This window comes from Aliivibrio sp. S4MY1 (assembly GCF_028765545.1).
Taxonomy (GTDB): Bacteria; Pseudomonadota; Gammaproteobacteria; order Enterobacterales; family Vibrionaceae; genus Aliivibrio.
This window is the reverse complement of the sequence record NZ_JARACP010000023.1, coordinates 16,877-37,371: the sequence shown is the minus strand read 5'-3', so window position 1 is coordinate 37,371 and position 20,495 is coordinate 16,877. Positions and strand designations below refer to the sequence as shown.

The following is a 20,495-nucleotide window of genomic DNA, read 5'->3' as shown; positions in this document are numbered from 1 at the left end:
TTAGTGCAGCCTTTTTTTTGTTATTGGAAATGGATAACATTAACATATTGAAATTATTGCATTTTCAAAGTTGGCACATGAATTGAATTGTTAAGTATAAGTTACAAATAATTCAAGGACTGAAGCATGAAAATAATCAATGCCATTATAAAGCCATTTAAATTAGATGATGTACGTGAAGCGCTTTCTGATGCTGGCGTCGATGGAATGACGGTATCAGAAGTAAAAGGGTTTGGTCGTCAGAAGGGTCATACAGAACTGTATCGTGGCGCTGAATATCAAGTCGATTTTTTGCCAAAGGTAAAACTTGAAATTGCCGTTCAAGCAGAGCATGTAGACAATATTATTGAGGCGATTACAAAAGCTGCGCATACCGGAAAAATAGGTGATGGTAAGATTTTTGTGTATGACCTTCAGCAAGCGGTGCGTATTCGTACTGGCGAAACTGACACTGAAGCACTTTAAGGATAGAGGAAACAATTATGGAACTTTCAACAACTGTATCAGAACTTCGTTATGCCCTAGATACCTTTTTCTTTTTAATGTCAGGTGCTTTGGTTATGTGGATGGCAGCAGGTTTTGCCATGTTAGAGGCGGGCTTAGTTCGCTCAAAGAATACCACGGAAATATTAACTAAGAACTTGTGCTTATATGCGATTGCTTGCACCACGTATTTAGTTGTCGGCTATAACATCATGTATGTTGATAATACGGCGGGTGGAATTATGCCCTCTATTGGCGCTTTAATTGGAACTCAATCAGAAGGGGCCGATCATTCACTAGAGTCTGACTTCTTTTTCCAAGTGGTTTTCGTTGCTACCGCAATGTCAGTAGTATCTGGTGCAGTGGCTGAACGTATGAAACTTTGGTCTTTCCTTGTGTTCTCTGTCATCTTAACGGCCTTTATTTACCCAATGGAAGGGTATTGGACATGGGGTGGTGGCTTCTTATCTGAAGCAGGATTTAGTGACTTTGCCGGTTCTGGTATTGTACATATGGCTGGTGCTTCAGCCGCATTAGCTGGTGTGCTATTACTTGGCGCACGTAAAGGTAAGTACGGTAAGAAAGGCCAAATTTACCCAATTCCTGGTTCTAACATGCCACTGGCAACATTAGGAACCTTTATCTTATGGTTTGGTTGGTTCGGATTTAACGGAGGTTCTCAATTAATGATTTCAGATTTTGAGAATGCAACAGCAGTAGGTCAAATCTTTTTGAATACTAATGCTGCAGCTGCAGCTGGTGCAATCACAGCGTTATTCGTATGTAAAACTACGTGGGGCAAAGCGGATTTAACCATGGTATTAAATGGTGCATTAGCTGGGCTTGTAGCGATTACCGCGGATCCTTTATCCCCGTCTCCATTAGCGGCTGTGAGTATAGGTGCTGTTGCTGGTGCATTGGTTGTCTTTAGTATTGTTGGTTTTGATAAAATTAAGATTGATGATCCAGTGGGCGCGATTTCTGTCCATGGCGTATGTGGCTTATTTGGTTTGATGGTTGTTCCACTTAACAATGCAGATGCAACCTTTGGTGCTCAACTATTTGGAGCTGTGGTTATTTTTGCTTGGGTATTTGGTGCTAGTTTAGTTGTTTGGGCGATATTAAAAGCAACCATGGGCATTCGCGTATCAGAGGATGAAGAGCTTGAAGGAATGGATGTACATGACTGCGGCATCGATGCTTACCCTGAGTTTGTTAGTGTGAAATAAAGCTAAGTTAATATTTATTTACAAATTATGAAGCCTCAACATAAACAATGTTGGGGCTTTTTTAGTAAATAATGCGTGAGATCATTGCCATTTAAGAATTGATTTGTATAATAGCGATATTGATAAGTATTCTTATTACCATTTGTAACTAGAGAAATATTAAAGGAATATCATGAAAAAGTTATTATCAGTTTCTGCACTAATCGCAGGTATGTTTGCACCAAGTGTTATGGCTGCTGAAGAAGTTAATGTTTACTCTTACCGTCAGCCTTTCTTGGTTGAGCCAATGTTTAAAGAGTTTACCAAAGAGACTGGTATTAAAGTTAACGTGAAATTTGCTAAAAAAGGCTTGGCTGAAAAGCTAGCTCAAGAAGGTGAATTAAGCCCTGCTGATGTTATATTAACAACAGATATTAGCCGTCTTGCTGAGTTAACAAATAAAAATCTAGTTCAACCAGTAGATAGCAAAACGATTGATGCTAACGTTCCTGCTCAATACCGTGATTCAGATGATGAGTGGTTCGCATTAACGCTACGTGCTCGTAACGTATATTCATCTCGTGACCGTGTTGGTAAGTTAGGTGCTGATTTTGATTATGCTGATTTAGCAAATCCTGAGTGGAAAGGTAAAATCTGTACTCGTAGTGGTAAGCATCCTTACAATGTTTCTCTTGTTTCTTCTATGATTGCTCATCATGGTGAAGCAGAAGCAAAAACATGGTTAGAAGGTGTAAAAGACAACTTAGCTCGTAAACCACAAGGTAATGATCGTGCTCAAGTTAAAGCGATTAAAGAAGGTCTTTGTGATCTTGCTTTAGGTAATAGTTACTACCTAGGTAAAATGGTTAACGATCCTAAACAAGTGCCATGGGCAGAATCGGTATACATTAATTTCCCAAATCAAAATACTGATGGTACTCATGTTAATGTGAGTGGTATGGCGATGGCTAAATACGCACCAAATAAAGACAATGCATTAAAACTAATGGAATTCTTAACAGGTGATGTTGCTCAAGGTATGTACGCTGAAGTGAACTATGAATACCCAGTAAAACCTGGTGTTAAACGTTCTGAGTTAGTTGCATCTTGGGGGGATTTCAAAGCCGATACACTATCTCTAGATGCGATTGCAGATAACCACACTAAAGCAATTAAACTTTTAGATGAAGTGAAGTTTGATCTTTAATTTGATATTTACTATTGGTGAGGTAACAATACCTCACCATTTAAAAAAGAGCCTTGCAGTTTAGGCAATGAAAGAAAAATTATTATTCTGGAAAACCAGTAGTTGGAGTTTATCTCTACTACTGGTTTTGCCGATCTTAGCGATCCTATATACCGCACTAGGTAATACCGATGATATTTTTACTCATCTGTTTAATACTGTGTTACCTACCTATACGTTAAATACGGTGTTATTAGTATTTGGTGCGATGTTCTTTTCCTTAATTTTAGGGGTTCCTTCTGCATGGTTCATGGCCATGTGTCGCGTACCTTCCTCTTCTATTTTGCAGTGGGCGTTGGTGCTTCCTTTAGCAATGCCTGCTTATATTGTTGGCTATATCTACACCGATTGGTTAGATTTTGCTGGACCTATCCAAGTATTACTTCGAGATATTACCGGGTGGCAATCCTACGGGGATTATTGGTTCCCTGATATTCGTACCTTAACCGGTGCTATTCTTGTGATGTCTTTAGTTCTTTATCCCTACGTATATTTACTTGCTCGTGCTGCATTTATGGAACAAAACATCAGTTTGTTGCAATCAGCTCGTCTACTGAAATGTACACCTTGGGAAAGTTTTAAACGTATCTCTTTGCCTCTTGCAAGACCTTCTATTGCGGTAGCTTTATCTCTTGTAGCGATGGAAGCGTTAGGAGATTTTGGTACGGTTAGCTACTTTGCGGTTAATACGTTAACGACGGCGGTTTATGATACGTGGTTAGGCTACTCGAATTTGAATGCGGCTGCGAAAGTGTCCGCATTTATGTTGATGGGGATCCTATTGCTCATCAGTGGTGAACGTTATAGCCGTCGTAAACAAAAAATGTTCCAAGAGAAGTTTAATACCAATGAAGAATTTCAATATGAACTTCATGGTTGGAAAAAATGGGGCGCATTTACTTGGTGTTGGGGATTGGTTTCCATCGCATTTATTTTTCCGTTGTTACAATTGATTAGTTATTCTTTTCATTACTTTGAAGAGAGTTGGACGGCAGAGTTTCAAGAGTACGCAATAAACAGCTTATACGTATCTTCTATTGCTGCCGTTATCGCTGTCATTATTGCTTTGGTGGTGAATTTTTTACACCGTTTACAACCAAATAATAAATGGAGTGTAATACCAATGCGTTTGGCATCTCTTGGCTATGCAGTTCCAGGAACCGTACTTGCCATTGGGGTCATGCTACCAATGATTGGGTTGGATCATCTTGTGAATGATATTTCAAAACAATTAGGCTTTGGAATGGTTGGTTTAATTTTCTCAGGTTCAATTTTTGCGTTAATTTTTGCATCTGTAACTCGCTTTTCAGCTGTTGCGATTGGGTCGATTGAAAGTAATTTAAATAAAATCCCCCCTTCATTAGACATGGCATCACGAACTTTAGGTTGTGGAACATGGTCGATGTTACGTCGAGTGCATTTTCCATTAATTCGTCGTGGTTGCTTGATTGCTGGGTTATTAGTCTTTATTGAAACCATGAAAGAGTTAAATGCGGCATTGCTATTGCGTCCATTTAACTTTGAAACTCTTGCAACGTATGTATTTAACTTTGCTTCTGACGAGCAATTAGAAATTGCAGCAATGCCTGCAGTATTATTGGTTTTAGTTGGCTTGATCCCGTTGATTATAGTTAACCGTTCTCTGGAGCAACATCATTAATGAATTCTGCATTATCTATCTCTAATTTGACTTGTCGTTATCATGATCAAGATATCCTGACTCAGCTATCACTAAATGTTGAGTCTGGTGAAATAGTCTGTCTACTTGGGGCGAGTGGTTGCGGTAAAACAACATTATTAAAAGCGATTGCTGGTCTTTTGCCTTTATCTGAAGGTGAAATGAATCTTAATGGTAAGGTGATTACTGACAGTGATACCTGGTTACCACCAGAGCAGCGAAATATAGGTATGATCTTTCAAGATTATGCATTGTTTCCCCATCTTACGGTAAATGAAAATATCGGTTTTGGCTTAAAGAGCTGGGAAAAGCAGCGAGCGACAGAAAAAGTTGAATCTATGCTTCATCTTGTGCATTTAAGTGGCTTTGGAGATCGTTATCCTCATCAATTATCAGGTGGTCAACAGCAGCGTGTTGCTATTGCAAGAGCACTAGCCAGTGAGCCAGATCTTCTGCTATTGGATGAACCATTCTCTAATATTGATACTCAAGTACGTCATGATTTAATTAAAGAAATCCGCCGTATTTTTAAAGCTCAAGGTGTAACTGCAATTTTCGTGACCCACAGCCGTGAAGAGGCCTTTGCTTTCTCTGATAAATTAGCGGTAATGAATCATGGTGTGATAGAGCAGTTTGGCAGTGCGAATGATTTATACTATTCACCAAACAGTCGCTTTGTGGCTGATTTCTTAGGTGGTGGCTCGTACGTATCAGGCATGATTGATCAAAATGGCAATATTGAAACGGCCGTTGGCTTCATTTCTTGTGGTCGCAGTTCTGATGATCTTAATAAAAAAGCAGACGTGTTGCTTCGTCCACAGAATATAACCTTGTATCGAGATAATGCGGGAGAGGCGGTAGTGCAAGAGCTGCAATTCATGGGAGATACTTGTCGTTATATTGTTGAGCTTAATGGCACTCAACTGATTGGTGTTTCTAATGACGCATTATCGAATGGGGAGAAAGTGAGAGTGGATATTAAACCTCATTGCCCAATTGTTTTTGTTCAAGAAAATAAATAAAAAGAACCCAGCTAATCGACTCAAGTATTAGCTGGGTTAATTCTTTAGAATTTTGGTTTTAGTTAAAACGTAGAAACTAAAGAGAAAGGAAAGCTTTCATTTGATTCAGTACTTTTTCTGCTGTTAGTTGGTCTTCCATTTCAGAAAAAATTCTTAGCAATGGCTCTGTTCCTGAGAAGCGAGCAATCACCCAACCACCATTTTTGAAATAGACTTTCGCACCATCTTCATAGCTTACTTTTTCTATTTCATATTCAAATTCAGGCAGTTGTTTTTCAATATAAATTTTATTGTACAGTGCTTCTTTTTCACTTGATTTAAAAGTACAGTCGCCTTCGGCAGTATAGGCATAACCATATTTAGCATAAATTTCATCAAGCATTTCAGATAATTTCTTTCCTGTTACACTGATCATTTCAACTAATAAACTTGAAGCGAATACGCCATCTTTACCTTTAATATGACCACGAATAGTTAAGCCACCCGAGCTTTCACCACCAAGTAAAGAATCATCCGCTTCCATTTGTGAACTAATATGCTTAAAGCCTACCGGAACCTCAAAGCTCTTTTCACCGTGATCCGCGGCAACTTTATCTAATAAGTGAGTGGTCGCGATATTACGCACAACAGAGCCTTTCCAGCCTTTGTACTCAAGTAGGTAATAATAAAGTAGCAATAGCACTTCATTTGGATGAATAAAATTACCTTTTTCATCAATGATACCTAGACGGTCAGCATCACCATCGGTACCAATACCAATGTCATAACCATCATGAGCAACTAAGTGTTTTAAACGATAAAGTGTTGCTGCATTTGGAGATGGCATTAAACCGCCAAAAGAAGGGTTTTCACCATCATTGATAACGTCAACATCACAACGAGCACTAATTAATACGGTCTGTAGGGCATTTTTTGCTACACCAAACATAGGATCGATCAGTACACGTAAATTCGCTTTTTTAATGGCTTCCATATCGATAAAGTTAACGATGGAATCAACGAATGCGTTCATTGGATTGATGATTTCAATGCAACCATCATTTAATGCATCTTCAAAATCGACACTGCTGACATCTTGCTGCGTCAAATGCGCAATTTGTTGCTCAATTTTTTGAGTGATTATTTCATCAGCATCGCGTCCGCCTTCAATGAAGACTTTAACGCCGTTGTAATCAGCAGGGTTGTGAGAGGCTGTAATGCAAGCCGAGTAAATACATCCCATCTCTTTTGCTTGAAACATAACAATTGGCGTTGGGACAAATCGGTCAATAAAACTGACTTTAATGCCATTTGCTGCAACAACTTCAGCAAACCATTTACCTGCTTTATCTGAAAGAAAGCGACGGTCATAACCGATAACAAAGCCTTTTTCTTGCGCTTGTTCATTGATCATAATATTAGATAGGGCTTGAGCAACAAGGCGTACATTGTCTTTAGTGAATTCTTCACCAATGAAAGCACGCCATCCGCCAGTACCAAATTGAATCATTGTAAATTCCTTTTAGAGTAAGGAACTTGTAATAAGCTCCTTACTTTTATCATTTAAATTAAGCGTTAATTAAACGAACTTAACCCATGATTACGATAACGTCGTTCACACTGCCTTCTGCTTGAACAGGGACTGCGCCATTAACTTCTTCGCCATTAATCGTGATAGATTGAACGCCTTTACTTACTGAGTTAGGGTTCTTAACTTGAATGTTGTATGTCGCACCACGCCATTGACGAGTCACCGAGAACTCAGGCCAATCAGTTGGAATACAAGGATCAATCGTTAACCCTTCAAATCCAGCACGTACACCAAGAATAAAGTTAGTTACTGCGAAGTAAGCCCAACCAGAAGTACCTGTTAACCAAGGGTGGTTAGCTCGGCCATGATCTTGATGATCTTTACCCATGATAAATTGTACGTATGAGTATGGTTCTGCAACACGCTTTTCAATCATGTCATTTTGGTTGTATGGGTTTAGTGCGTCGTAGAATTTCATTGCACGGTCACCACGACCTAGTTTCGCTTCTGCTACCCAAGCCCATGGATTTGGATGGGAGAAGATTGCACCATTTTCTTTTACGCCTTGGTAAACACGAGTAACAAAACCGATATCATCGTTTGGTGTTGCGAATGAAGGTGAATTTAGGTGTAAACCGTATTCAGAGAATAAGTTCTCATCAACCGCATCCATCGCTTTCTCACCGCGCTCTTGAGATACAGCACCAGATAAAACCGCCAAGGTGTTTGATTCAAGGTGAACACGGCCTTCAGTTTGCTGTGCTGTACCAATTTTGTCGCCATCTTTGGTTAGACCACGAATGTACCAACCGCCTTCTTCATCCCAAAGATGAGTTTCACACGCTTCGCGTACATTAGCTGCCATTTCCGAGTATTTAGTTACATCAGCGTCATTATTACGGAATTTTGCTAAATCTAGGAATTCTTCTAATGCCCAGAAATGTAAGAATGAAACCATTGATGATTCACCACCACCCAAGTTCAGGCAGTCATTCCAGTCAGCACGTAAACCTTTACAAATACCAGTACGACCAACGTATTCTGCAGAGAAATCTAACGCCGCTTTCATGTGCTCATAAACAGTAGCGTTACCGCCATCAGCGTATGGGATCACTTCGTCGAAGAAAGAGTGTTCGCCAGTTTCCATTACATATTTGATGATAGTAGGAACGATCCATAAATGGTCATCAGAGCACGTATCTTCAATACCGTGGATCTTATCGTCATCCGATGGAGTAGGAACAACGGTTGGTGACTTTGATGGTTTCACGTCTGCTTTTGCAGGATCGAACCAGTCAGGATCAAATAGGTGTAGACCGTAACCCGCTTTAACTTGGCCACGTAATAAGTCTACGATACGTTTGCGAGTCATTTCAGGGTTTGCATGAGGTACAGAGATCGCATCTTGAGCGGTATCACGGTAACCAAGACCCGTACGTCCGCCTACTTCGATGAATGATGCGAAACGAGACCAAACCACACAGGTTTCAGCTTGATACAGTGTCCAAGTGTTGATCATTGTATCCAAACCTTCGTTTGGTGATTTAACTTGGAATTTATCGCAACGCTCACTCCAGTGATCTTTAATCTCTTGGAAAGCGGCATCTACATTAGCTACATCTTGGTATTTTTGACGTAGACGCTCACCATTGCCTTTACCTAGGCCAAGTACGTAAGCAAAACGAACTTCTTCGCCCGGTTGAATAGTGAATTGCTTATGAAGCGAACCACAGTGGTTGTAACAGGTTTGAGCCGAGTTAGAGCATTGACCTTTTTCAACCGCAATTGGGTTTGCTTCGTCACGGTATGCACCTAAGAAGCTGTCACGTTGGCCGTCGTATGAATCAGGATCAAACGTAGATGCTAAGTAGTAGAAACCTTCAAAATCATTGGTATTGTAGTAAAGATCGTATTCGATCACGCCTTCATTGTAAGACGTACCAGCAGAGTACAATGACATTTGGTGGTTTTGGTTATCTGATTGGATATGGCTGAATGAGAATTCAACAAAAGAGAATGCAGAGATAACGCGAGGCTTATCGCTAGTATTCTTAATAACCACATCCCACACTTCAGCGTCTTCACCTTTTGGAACAAATAAAGTTTTAGTTGCTTCAATGCCGTTGTAGTCACATTTGAACTTAGAGTAAGACAAACCGTGACGAACTTCGTAGCTTGCTTCATCTAAGCTTTTAGCTACAGGTTGCCATGAGATTGACCAGTAATCGCCAGTTTCATCATCACGCAAGTAAACATAGTGTCCAGGGCGATCAAATGTGCCATTTGGACGGAATTTAGTAACACGATTATACTCTGGAGAGTTATAGAAAGAGTAACCGCCAGCATTGTGAGAAATAACCGTACAGAATTTCTCTGTACCTAAATAGTTAGTCCATGGTGCTGGTACGTCAGGGCGAGTGATTACATATTCACGGTTATCGTTATCAAAAAAGCCGTATTTCATTGTTTTATCCTTAACTAAAATACTAATAATTGGGTGACTTATGGTTGACGGAAATTAATACCCTGACGTGTTAGGGTTGGTAATCGTCCATTTAACCTTGATAAAAAGTCTGTCCAGTTTCTGTGTTGTTTTTGTGTCCACATACCTTCAGATATCGCTAAAAGGCGTGGGAAAATCATGTAGTCCATACGCTCTTGGTTATTGATGATTTCACACCAAAGCGCGCATTGAATGCCAAGAATTCGTTTACGAATAGGGTCGTTATCAGCAAGTTCTGCTAATGGTTCATAGTTATATGCATCTTCAAGAGGAAGTACATTAGCCCAATCAACTCCTGGTTCTTCTGGAGCGTAATCTTGAGCCATATCTAAGTAAGTCGTTTGTCCAGGTTGAAGTACCACATCAAAGCCTTGTTTTGCACAGTTAAGTGCCGCTTCTTCGCTTAACCAAGAATAAATAACCGTGTCTTTACTGACTTTATTGCCATGTTGAGCTTCTTCCCATCCAAGCATTCTTTTACCAAGCTGTTTCAATTTTGTTTCAGCGTGACGAAGTAGGTGGCCTTGAAGCTCTACAGGATCGCTATAGCCTTGTTGTTTCATTAGTTCTTGGCATTTTGAGCTGTCTGTCCAAACGCCTTTTGGAACTTCATCAGCTCCGATATGAACATATGGAGCAGGGAAAAGTGCAGCAACTTCTTCAAGTACCGTATCAATAAAGGTGTAAGTTCCTTCTAATGCAGGAGAAAGTACATTGTCTGTGTAATGTTGGATACTGCGATAATTTGAGTGATCGTCGGTATCAACTAATAAATGAGGTAGTGCTTTAATAGCAGCACGACAATGCCCAGGGATATCAATTTCAGGGATCACGGTAATACCACGAACTTCAGCGTAAGCGATCACCTCTTTAATTTCTTCTTGTGAGTAAAAGCCACCATGAGAGCTAGCAACATGCGTATATTGAGGCTCTAAAAGATGGTTAGAACCACGCCAAGCACCAACTTGAGTTAATTCTGGAAATGCTTTGATCTCAACGCGCCATCCTTCATCATCAGTGAGATGCCAATGGAAAACATTGAATTTGTATTGAGCTAATTGATTGATTAAACGTTTTACTCGTTCAAGAGGGTGAAAGTGTCTTGCACAATCTAACATCATGCCGCGGTAGTGAAAGCGTGGTTGATCTTTAATTTTCACGCATGGTACTAGCAGTGTGTCTTCATTAATTAGTTGCAATAATGTCGCGCAAGCATGAGCAAAGCCTTCACTTGAGCCAGCATGGAGTGTGACTTTATCTTCTATCACTGAGACTTTGTAAGCCCCTCTATCTAGAGTTGGGTTAGCAATAAATTGGATCTGCCCATTATCACTAATCGGATGATTTTTTGATGTAATTATCTTTAGCTCTTCACTTAGCCATGTCGCAGGCCCTTCTGCTAAGTGAGTTTGAATCTCAAGTGAGGAATTCGTTAAATTAAATAACCCATCAAGACGTTGAACTGATTCTGGTTTTGGAATTAGCGATAATTCAGCAGGTGCCACTCTTGGAATTTGAGTGCGCTCAGTATGTGGTGATGCTAATACTATTGGAGAAATAGATACCTCTAAAAATTGAGGTTTTATAGCATCAGCAATGAATATCGCTGCATCATCAAGACCATCAGAAATAAAACGAAAAGGAGCAGTTCCAATACTGAACTCTACGTAATAATGGTTGTTTGCTTTTAGTACTTGGTTAGCATTTGGAATAAGCTTACAGAAGCTACCGGTTTGCTCTAAAGTACCTTGCGTATTGCTGTGTGGAGCTATGAAGCGATCAATCGTAAAGTGAAATTGCCAATGATGAAGATCCACATCGCTTAAATTATGTAAGGTTAAGCCAAAGCGGCTTAGATTGTCTTTTTCTGACAAAACAACAAGATCAACACGATAATCCATCATATTTTCCTTATAAAAATGCTAGAACAGGTTATGTTCTGCTTTTCCTGCCATCATGATGCCACCTTCAATCGCATCACATTGTGGTTGTACTAAATATTGGCGAATAGAAGGGGATAACCACTCAACAATGCGTTCGCCAATACTTCCCATTAACGCAATTTGTGTTGCGCCTTTTTTATTTAAAGCAGTTAAGAACATTTCTATATCGCTAGCTGTTTGCTGTAACAGCTCAATAGCAAGATCATCTCCTTTTAATGCAAGAGCGAAGATAGTTGGAGAAAACTGTCCATAATCACATGGACGAGCCGTTTTAGACCAATCAACGATGCTATCGATATCATGATTAAAGTGCGCCAATACATGTTCGGTTAGAGCTGTCATAGGTTTTATACCATCAGAAGCCAAAAGCGTATGTTGAATTAAATTAAGGCCCATAATTGCTCCGCCACCTTGATCAGATATTGGGAACTCTCGACCGCCAACAACATGTTGCTGAGCATCTTGAATGTAGATGCCACAAGAGCCAGTTCCAGCAATCATAATGGCACCGTTTTTACCTTTATGAGCACCTAAGCAAGCGCCGTAAGCATCGGTATTAAGAACCATTGAGGCAAAAGGATGAGCTTGTAGCATAAAGTTATGCCAAGCGGATTTTTGTTCAGCGCCAGCAAGGGCTAAACCAACGTGCATGCGAGAGAAGTCTGCGTCAGTTAAATTATGTTGTGCAGCAGCTTGAGTGATGGCATCAATGATCGAATCCATTGCGACATCGACCCCAAGCAAGATGTTGGCGCTGCCACTCTTCGCTTCACCAAGTAACTCACCTTGTGCATTGCGAATTCGAGCGCGACAAGACGTACCACCACCATCAATACCTATGTATAAATGCGTCATGATTATGCTCCTTTCTCTGAGTAATAAGCAGATTGAGACATAATGGCTAATAGATACCATGCTCCGTGAGGGATCCATTGTTCGCCCCAACGCCAGTTTTGCAACATGTCCTCACCGTGTGGTGCTGGATTAAATGCGATATCTTCTTCATCGTCAAACCCGCCTGTAATACCGTTACAAACACCACCTTTAGCATTAAAGAAGCCTAAATGAGGTAAGTAGTCAGGATTGTTGTGTCCATGACCGTCTAACATACACATGTCATAAGGATTTAGGCCTAATACCCAGTTCAAATTATGCTGAGCAAATTCAGTGAGTTTTTGTTTTACATTAGTTGATGCCAAGTGCGGCAGAACAAGGTAACTCATGCTAGCAAGAGAGCTGAGTCGTGCGTTTTCTCCTTGCCACCAATAACCTGACTCATTGTCGTGAGCAACAAAGAAAGCGCTGTGTTTTTCACCATTAACGGGTTTTACATATTGTCTTGGGTAACCAAATGGATTGAATACTTCAGAAGATACAGTTAATTCAAATTCAATCGCTTGGTTGATAATTAGTTGAGTATGAGCTTTGCGGCTATTATCCGTTTCTACTTCTAAGTATTGAGATAGCGTAATAACAGGAAGGCCAGCTTCTGCTGCGTGAAAATATGGACGTTCGCCATTATCAGTCGCTGACCAGAAATGTGAGAAATTATCATCACTTTGTTGACGAGCTGATAGTTTATCTGCCCAAGTGCGCGCTTCAATTAAGAAGGTGTTATCTTGAGTTGTTTTGAAAAGCTCAATAACGGCAAGTAGAGCACAATATTCATCAATAATATTCTCTTTGCCATTATTTAAGTAACTAAGATTGTTTTCTTTTAAATGCCAGTAACCTTTTACTGCTGCTGCGAGATATTCTTCTTGAGTATACTCACCATCTGTTGCTAAGCGAGATGCTGCGGCCAATGCGGCGATAGAAACGCCACCACCTTGGCGGAATCCTGCTTGATAGTCATCAGATTTTAGACCATCTTGGGTTGCATAAGCACAGATATCTCGTTGATTGATATCCTTGCTCCACTTGTCAAATACCGTCATGTAAAAGAAACCTTCCGGACTTTGCATTCTAACTAGGAAGTCAGCACCAAATAACGCCTCTTCCGTAAGACGGGTGCGAGAGAATGCGGCAAAATCCGATAGGTTTTGTGTTAGTTCTAATCCTTTTAGCATATTCCAAACAACCATCGGAATTTGCTGAGGGTTAAGATAATTTGCATAAGACAAATGACTGAGGTATTTACTTACGTCACCAGACGCATCGTACCAACCACCATGAACATCGACGGTTTTATTACTGTTTAATAAAGGGGCTTGCTTATCTTGCTTATCAAAAATTCCGCCACAACGTTGTGATTTAAAGTAGTGCATAACATCAGAAAATGTATGACTCATTAATAGGTTGGTTTTGATAATAAAAGGGTGAGAAATCGCTCCTTCGATAACAAGAATGAATTCTCCCTGTTCTGAGAATTCATTAAATGAGATCTCAGCAAAGTAACCTTGATGCCAATGAGCAACTTGGTTTGATGAAGAAATAGAAAAACGGTGTTTTACCTCTTGTGTTTGAGTACAAACAATTTGACCTGATATTGGCTGTGCTAAGGCAGTGGTAGTCAATAATACCGCTGATTTCGGTCCGTTTGTTTCATATCCAATATGGTTAGTTAACAGTTGCATCTATTTCTCCAAAATACCAATTACTGCTGTTCGATATTACTAATGAAATTAATTTTCGTATAAGTAACAACGAACAAAATGGTTGTCTGACAGTTTTGTTACGCCAGGCATACGTTCTTTACATTTTTCTGTTACGTGAGTACAACGGCCGGCAAATGGGCAACCTGCTGATTCTGGTGTCCAAAGAGGAATTTCCCCTTTGTTACCTTTCAACTTGGTATGGATCGATTTGCTTGGATCTGGCACTGCTGATACTAGTAATTGAGTATACGGGTGCTGAGGATCATGGATGATCTCATCAGTATCTCCCCACTCAACCATATGCCCAACATACATTACCGCGAGATCTTCTGCGATGTAACGAGCAGTTGCGATATCGTGCGTGATGTAAAGTAGAGACATTTCTTTCTCAAACTTCATCTCTTCCATCAGGTTAAGAACCCCTGCACGGATAGATACATCAAGCATGGATGTTGGCTCATCAGCAAGTACTACTTCGGCACCTACTGCAATATTTCGAGCAAGGTTTACACGCTGACGTTGACCACCTGAAAGTTGATGCGGGAATTTAGCCGCAGTCTCTTTTGGTGGAATTAGACCTACTTGTTCAAGAAGATCATACACACGCTCTTCTAACTCTTTCTTATTACCCGGAGCCACTTTCTTGTGAATAAGAAGAGGACGAGCAATATGATGGAAAATGTTATGGGTAGGGTTTAGAGAACCAAATGGGTCTTGCCAAACCATTTGAACACCTTCGCGATAGCTCATTAAGTCACTTTTCTTAACGATATCTTGAATATCACGACCTTTGTATTCAATTGTACCGCCTGTAGGCGCATACATTTTTGCGATCATTTTTGCTGTAGTGGATTTACCAGAACCTGATTCACCAACCACAGAAAGACCACGACTTTTGTACATTTTGAATGATACGTCGTTGATCGCTCGCATCATTGGGTTTTTTAGTGCGTTACTGCTTACAGGGAAATCTTTAACTAGATTTTTACCTTCAATCAGTAATTCGCCAAATGCTTTGCTCATAATTTACTCCAGAAAATCCGTTTTATGCTTTTGCTTGTGCAATTGTCTCACCGTAAAGGTGGCAATTTGACAAGTGACCAGGCTCAATCTGACGAAGCTGTGTAGGAATCGTACGGCATGCTTCGTGTACACGATCACAACGAGACTGAAAGCGACAACCTTGCGGTATTTCTAATAAATTAAGAGGGTTTCCAGGAATACCCGTTAATTTGGTTTTTGGCCCCGTTAGTGGTGGGAATGAACTTCCCAGCCCTTTTGTATATGGGTGGTAAGGAGAGGTTAAGATCTCTTTTGAAGAGGCAACCTCGATCAATTCTCCTGAGTACATGATCCCAATGCGATCTGAGAACTCAACCATTAACGATAAATCGTGCGTAATAAATAGAATTGAGAAACCAAATTCTTCTTTAAGCGCATAAATTTTCTGTAAAATTTCACGTTGAACAACAACATCAAGTGCCGTTGTTGGTTCATCCATAATGATCATTTTAGGGTTAAGTGCTAATGCAATGGCAATAACCAAACGCTGACGCATACCACCAGAGAACTGGTGAGGATAATCACTTAAACGGCTCGGGTGAATATCAACAATTTCCAATAAACCTTGAGCGCGAGTAATCGCTTGCTCACGAGTCATTGTGGTATGGCGCATGATTACATCACAAAACTGCTCTTCCATCGGAAGTACTGGGTTTAATGCGTTCATGGCACTTTGGAACACCATTGACATTTCACTCCAACGGAAAGCCTGCATTTTTGGGTCGCTATATTTTAAGATGTCTTGACCATCAAATATAACCTCACCACCAGTGATGAATGCAGGCGGCTTATGCAGGCGCATTAAAGAGAATGCAATAGTTGATTTACCACAACCAGATTCGCCTGCTAGACCAAAGACTTCACCTTTACCAATGTCAAAACTCACATTGTTTACTGCTCGTACATCACCTGATTCAGTAATGTAATCCACACATAGATTGCGGATAGAAATTTGTGGGTCAGTCATATTAATCTTCCCTGTTCCAATTTAATTCTGGTTTGCCTAAATCTGGTTTACGTTCGTTAGTGTCTTGAGCCGCTAGTTTTTTCCAGCGCTTCATGCCTTTATGAGAACGTAGTTGTGGGTTTGCAATTTCATCAACCGCAAAGTTCAGCATTGCAAGACCGATAGCTAGAATAGTCAGAGCCATACAAGGGGCTATTAATTCCCACCATGCGCCAATTAGAATTGATGATGATGTTTGTACGTTGTAAAGCATGATGCCCCAACTGATTGTACTTGGGTCGCCAAGACCTAAGAACGAGATTGTTGCTTCCATCATGATTGCATACATCACTGAGCCGATAAAACTAGCACCAACGATTGAGATAAGGTTTGGAAGAATCTCAACAAAGATGATACGCCATGATGACTCACCTAATACTTCGGCAGCTCTTACAAATTCTTTCTCACGTAACGCTAAGGTTTGGGAGCGAATAACACGAGCACCCCAAGCCCAGGAGGTACACCCTATGATGAGGGCGATAGTCATCGGCCCAGCTTCACCAATAAAGGCAGCAAGAACGAATAGCAGTGGATATTGAGGTATAACCAGCATGATATTCATTGCTGCTGTTAGTACATCATCCACTTTTCCACCAAAGTAACCTGCAGAGATACCGATAATCGTTGCTAAGAAACACACAACTAAGCCAGCACCAAAACCTACTGCTAGTGATACACGAGCACCATGAGCAAGTTGAGACCAAACATCGCGACCCATGCGAGTCGTTCCCATTACGTGATCTGCTTTCTTAGACATTAGTAATGTACGGCGATCTGTCGCAAGGTTTTCAGATACCCAACCATCAGGGTTATTCTGAGCTGCGTTTACAACAAAGCTTGGGTATTCATGTGGTTTACCTGTACGTTTATCTGGTGCGTGATCACTAAGAAATGGTGCAAACACAGCAATAAAGATAAACATGAATAGGATACCTAAACCAAATAGAGATTTAGGGTTACCAGAAAGTAATTTAATTAAGCCTTTCATTATTATTTTCCTCCCTTGCGTAGGCGAGGGTCTAGAACAACATATAACATGTCAGCAAGAAGGTTAAAGAACAGCATGAACAGAGTCATGATAAGAAGCTGACCTTGAAGAACTTGGTAGTCACGAGATGTGATAGCGTTAAATAGTACAGAACCAAGACCTGGGTAGTTAAAGATAATCTCAACGATTAATTGACCACCAATCGCCATACCTAGTGACATTGATAAAGCAGTAACACTTGGAAGCATTGCGTTTCGTGCAGCATAGTTAAATACAACTCGGTTTTCGCTTAATCCCTTTCCTTTAGCCATGGTGATGTAATCTTCACCAAGTAGGTTAATCATGTTGTTACGCATGTTAATTAGGAAACCACCAATTTGAACGATTGAAGCACATAACAGTGGAAGTATTGCATGATAAGCAACATCTTTGATAAATGCCCAACTTGTCCAATCAGGAATAACACCTGGGGTATACGCATACCCTGTTGGGAACCATTTTAAGCCGACAGCAAAAGTAAACATGGCAAGCATAGCAATAACTACTTGTGGGACAGCTTGAATAACCAGCATCCCAGGAGAGATGAATGTGTCATAAGCACTGCCGCGTTTCCACGCTGCGAAAATACCTAGGATTGAACCTAAAGAGAAAGACAAAACAACCGCGGTACCAGCAAGAAATAGAGACCAACCAAATGCGCCGCCTAATAGTGTATTTACACTTAAAGGGTAGAACTTGATAGAAGTACCTAGATCCCAAGTTAGAATGTTTTTGATGTAGATAAAGTATTGCTCGTATAGAGGGCCATCAACAAAACCAAGCAGTTGTTTCATCGCCTCGATACGCTCAGGAGTTACCTGAGTGGTTGCATTAGCGAACATCATGACAACAGGATCACCTGGCATTGCTCGCGGAATGATGAAGTTAATCGTTGCAGCAACGACCAACGCAATAAAATAGAACGATAAACGTCTTAGAAAAAATCCCATAACTCACACCTTACTCATCCAGATATTGTTTGCCTGACCTGGAAATCAGGACATAAAAACCCCTGACGACGAGCGCCATTCCTTTAGCTAGTAGGGAAGGGGGGAATAGGCGGTGCACAAGGGGTACACCGCAAAGATAGTTACATATTACTTAACAGGTTTTAGGTCAAGAACGTGTAGAAGACGCTCAGGGATACCTGCCCAGATATTTGGACGACCCTTAGGATTCTTCTCGTTCCACCAACCAGTGAAGCGTTTAGTGTTGTATTGGTACATGTAAGCACCAGACATTACAGGGATTGTTACTTGATTCTCTGCAATGATTTTCTGAATGCCATGAGCGATTTCTAGTTGCTCATCACGGTCAGCTGTTTTGTAGAAGCTATCAAGTAGTGCATCCAGTTTCGCATCTTTGAAGTAGTGCATTGCGAAACGTGGCATACCATCACCATTTTGAAGTGCTGAGTTATAAGCACTGTTCCAGTATAGGTGAGGATCGGCACCGTGGAAGTAGTTAGTGTAAGCTACATCATAAGTTGCATCTAACATCGCTTGGTTGTAAACCGCAAACTCTGGAGTACGAGCTTTTGCTTTAATACCAACTTCATCTAGTTGCTCAACAGCAAGTTGAACCGTGTTGTTGAAGTCAGTCCAACCATTTGGTGATTGCACTAGAAGCTCAAACGATTTACCTGATGGAGTTTCAACATATCCATCACCGTTAATGTCTTTAAAGCCTGCTTTAGCTAGTTGCTTTTGAGCCGCTTCAACATTGTATGTATTGAATTTCTTGTACTTGTTATGAATAGCTTCATCAGACCATGCTTCAAATGCATAACCAAGACCAGATGCGAAATCATTCACAGTACCGCCGCCGTAGAATGCGATATCAATGATGGTTTGACGATCAAGAGCCATACCCATAGCGCGACGGAACTCAACGTTTGTTAGTGCTTCATTTTTAGCTGCATCAGGGTTTTTGAAGTTAACCATGAATGCTTGTGTACCTGATGGCGGGTACCAGTATTGGTGGTTAGGACTTGCTGAAGCGTAAGTACGGTCAATGTCAGGAATGAAAGATGAAGTCCAATCAAGTTCTGAGTTAACTACTTTACCTAATAATTGGTCGTTGTTTGCGATTTGAGGTACACGTAAACAGTCTACATCTAGGTTGTCGTTATCCCAGTAATTCGGGTTACGACATTGAATATAAAGTTGTGGTGTAAAAGTATCAATTTCAGTAAATGGACCTGTACCTACTGGATTTTCGTTAGTAAACGTTGTTGGGTTTTCAACTTTAGACCAAATGTGTTCAGCAACGATTGGAACTAATGAAATTTCGTATGGAACGTTTGAGTTAGCTTCAGATAGGCTAAATTTAACTTGATATTCGTTTACGCGTTCAACTTTTGTTACCCATTTATTGATACCACGTTGATCAAGCTCAGGCTTGTCTTTTAATAGTTGGTAAGAATAAATCACATCATCCGCTGTGAATTTCTCACCATCAGACCATTTTACTCCTTTACGAATGTCAAAAGTAACACTCATAAGATCGTCAGACATACGGAAGTCTTCAGCAAGACGCATTACAGGTTTATTACCGTGCATCTCATTAAAGATAACTAATGGTTCGTAAACAAAATCAGTTGTTGTACGAAGGTTAGTTGCTAAGTATGGGTTAAAGTTTTGGATCATTGTAGGGTAGAAATCTGGCACTACTGTTAGCTCACTACGAGCAGCTGCATCTGTTGCTGCAAAACCCGTTGTTGCTGCTAATACAGCAGCAGCTAGTGTAGTTTTTTTAATATTGGCAAGCATAGCTGTTCCTTACTCTTTGCTTTAGTTTCACGATATATACGTCTTTATCAATTCGATAAACACACATTAAAGACCTACCTCAAATCCATTTTTCCAAATTGCGTTTAAATGTTTTTTGAGTGGCCTGTAGGCCTTGGGCATGTATAGAAAAGCGCTTTTACATTAAAACGTCAATTTCGATTACCGTTAAAAACGGCAAAATTGATCAATTTAACGTTAAAACCGTTACTTTTAATTATTTTGTTCATTATTTGAACTGAGTTGGCTGTGTGATATTATTCATGTAAATGCCGTACTATAAAGTTAGATGTTAGTGATTACTAACTCTGTTATCTTTTGTTTGTAATGGACTTGGCTTTTGTTAGATAGATGGTGATAGGGGTCACTAGTGAACTTTATCGTTAATTTTACCGCTAAAATTATCACCTTGAATTTGTTG

15 protein-coding genes are annotated in these 20,495 nt (G+C 40.3%); 5 read left to right on the top strand and 10 right to left on the bottom strand.

Annotated features, from left to right (window positions below; translation table 11 throughout):
* Positions 1 to 126: 126 nt before the first annotated feature.
* The 5 genes from glnK to PVK71_RS18395 all read left to right on the top strand — a co-directional run bounded on the left by glnK (position 127) and on the right by PVK71_RS18395 (position 5,637).
* Entirely contained in the window at positions 127 to 465 is a 339-nt protein-coding gene (gene glnK / locus PVK71_RS18415; protein WP_274420550.1) for a P-II family nitrogen regulator, read from the top strand.
* Between the two features lie 17 nt (positions 466 to 482).
* The gene (locus PVK71_RS18410; protein WP_130046221.1) at positions 483 to 1,712 is read left to right on the top strand and encodes an ammonium transporter; all 1,230 of its coding nucleotides are present in this window, start codon (positions 483 to 485) and stop codon (positions 1,710 to 1,712) included.
* Positions 1,713 to 1,884: 172 nt separating this feature from the next.
* Complete coding sequence (locus tag PVK71_RS18405; protein ID WP_130046220.1) at positions 1,885 to 2,898, top strand: Fe(3+) ABC transporter substrate-binding protein; 1,014 nt, start codon at positions 1,885 to 1,887, stop codon at positions 2,896 to 2,898.
* Positions 2,899 to 2,965: 67 nt separating this feature from the next.
* Positions 2,966 to 4,597: an ABC transporter permease gene (locus tag PVK71_RS18400; RefSeq protein WP_274420549.1), complete on the top strand. Its 1,632-nt coding sequence runs from the start codon at positions 2,966 to 2,968 to the stop codon at positions 4,595 to 4,597.
* Positions 4,597 to 5,637 (top strand): ABC transporter ATP-binding protein, encoded by a 1,041-nt coding sequence (locus tag PVK71_RS18395; protein ID WP_274420548.1) that lies wholly within the window; start codon positions 4,597 to 4,599, stop codon positions 5,635 to 5,637. Before PVK71_RS18400 ends, PVK71_RS18395 begins: the two co-directional genes overlap by 1 nt.
* A gap of 76 nt (positions 5,638 to 5,713) precedes the next feature.
* On the opposite strand, the gene PVK71_RS18390 is transcribed toward PVK71_RS18395, so the two are convergent.
* The 10 genes from PVK71_RS18390 to PVK71_RS18345 all read right to left on the bottom strand — a co-directional run bounded on the left by PVK71_RS18390 (position 5,714) and on the right by PVK71_RS18345 (position 20,056).
* On the bottom strand, positions 5,714 to 7,126 hold the full coding sequence (locus tag PVK71_RS18390) for a phosphoglucomutase/phosphomannomutase family protein (protein WP_274420547.1): 1,413 nt from the start codon (positions 7,124 to 7,126) through the stop codon (positions 5,714 to 5,716).
* A 79-nt stretch (positions 7,127 to 7,205) separates the two neighbouring features.
* Positions 7,206 to 9,611, bottom strand: a complete 2,406-nt coding sequence (locus PVK71_RS18385; protein WP_130088227.1) for a GH36-type glycosyl hydrolase domain-containing protein — start codon at positions 9,609 to 9,611, stop codon at positions 7,206 to 7,208.
* Between the two features lie 38 nt (positions 9,612 to 9,649).
* Positions 9,650 to 11,551: a beta-N-acetylhexosaminidase gene (locus tag PVK71_RS18380; RefSeq protein WP_274420558.1), complete on the bottom strand. Its 1,902-nt coding sequence runs from the start codon at positions 11,549 to 11,551 to the stop codon at positions 9,650 to 9,652.
* 21 nt (positions 11,552 to 11,572) lie between these two features.
* The gene (locus PVK71_RS18375) at positions 11,573 to 12,448 is read right to left on the bottom strand and encodes an N-acetylglucosamine kinase (RefSeq protein WP_274420546.1); all 876 of its coding nucleotides are present in this window, start codon (positions 12,446 to 12,448) and stop codon (positions 11,573 to 11,575) included.
* Positions 12,449 to 12,450: 2 nt separating this feature from the next.
* Complete coding sequence (locus PVK71_RS18370; protein WP_274420544.1) at positions 12,451 to 14,169, bottom strand: glycoside hydrolase family 9 protein; 1,719 nt, start codon at positions 14,167 to 14,169, stop codon at positions 12,451 to 12,453.
* Positions 14,170 to 14,217: 48 nt separating this feature from the next.
* Positions 14,218 to 15,213, bottom strand: coding sequence for an ABC transporter ATP-binding protein (locus tag PVK71_RS18365; RefSeq protein ID WP_130046212.1), 996 nt, complete (start codon positions 15,211 to 15,213; stop codon positions 14,218 to 14,220).
* A gap of 22 nt (positions 15,214 to 15,235) precedes the next feature.
* Entirely contained in the window at positions 15,236 to 16,219 is a 984-nt protein-coding gene (locus PVK71_RS18360; RefSeq protein ID WP_130046211.1) for an ABC transporter ATP-binding protein, read from the bottom strand.
* A gap of 1 nt (position 16,220) precedes the next feature.
* The gene (locus PVK71_RS18355; protein WP_130046210.1) at positions 16,221 to 17,246 is read right to left on the bottom strand and encodes an ABC transporter permease; all 1,026 of its coding nucleotides are present in this window, start codon (positions 17,244 to 17,246) and stop codon (positions 16,221 to 16,223) included.
* 2 nt (positions 17,247 to 17,248) lie between these two features.
* Entirely contained in the window at positions 17,249 to 18,235 is a 987-nt protein-coding gene (locus tag PVK71_RS18350; protein WP_130046209.1) for an ABC transporter permease, read from the bottom strand.
* Between the two features lie 147 nt (positions 18,236 to 18,382).
* Positions 18,383 to 20,056, bottom strand: a complete 1,674-nt coding sequence (locus tag PVK71_RS18345; protein ID WP_130048893.1) for an ABC transporter substrate-binding protein — start codon at positions 20,054 to 20,056, stop codon at positions 18,383 to 18,385.
* Positions 20,057 to 20,495: the final 439 nt, after the last annotated feature.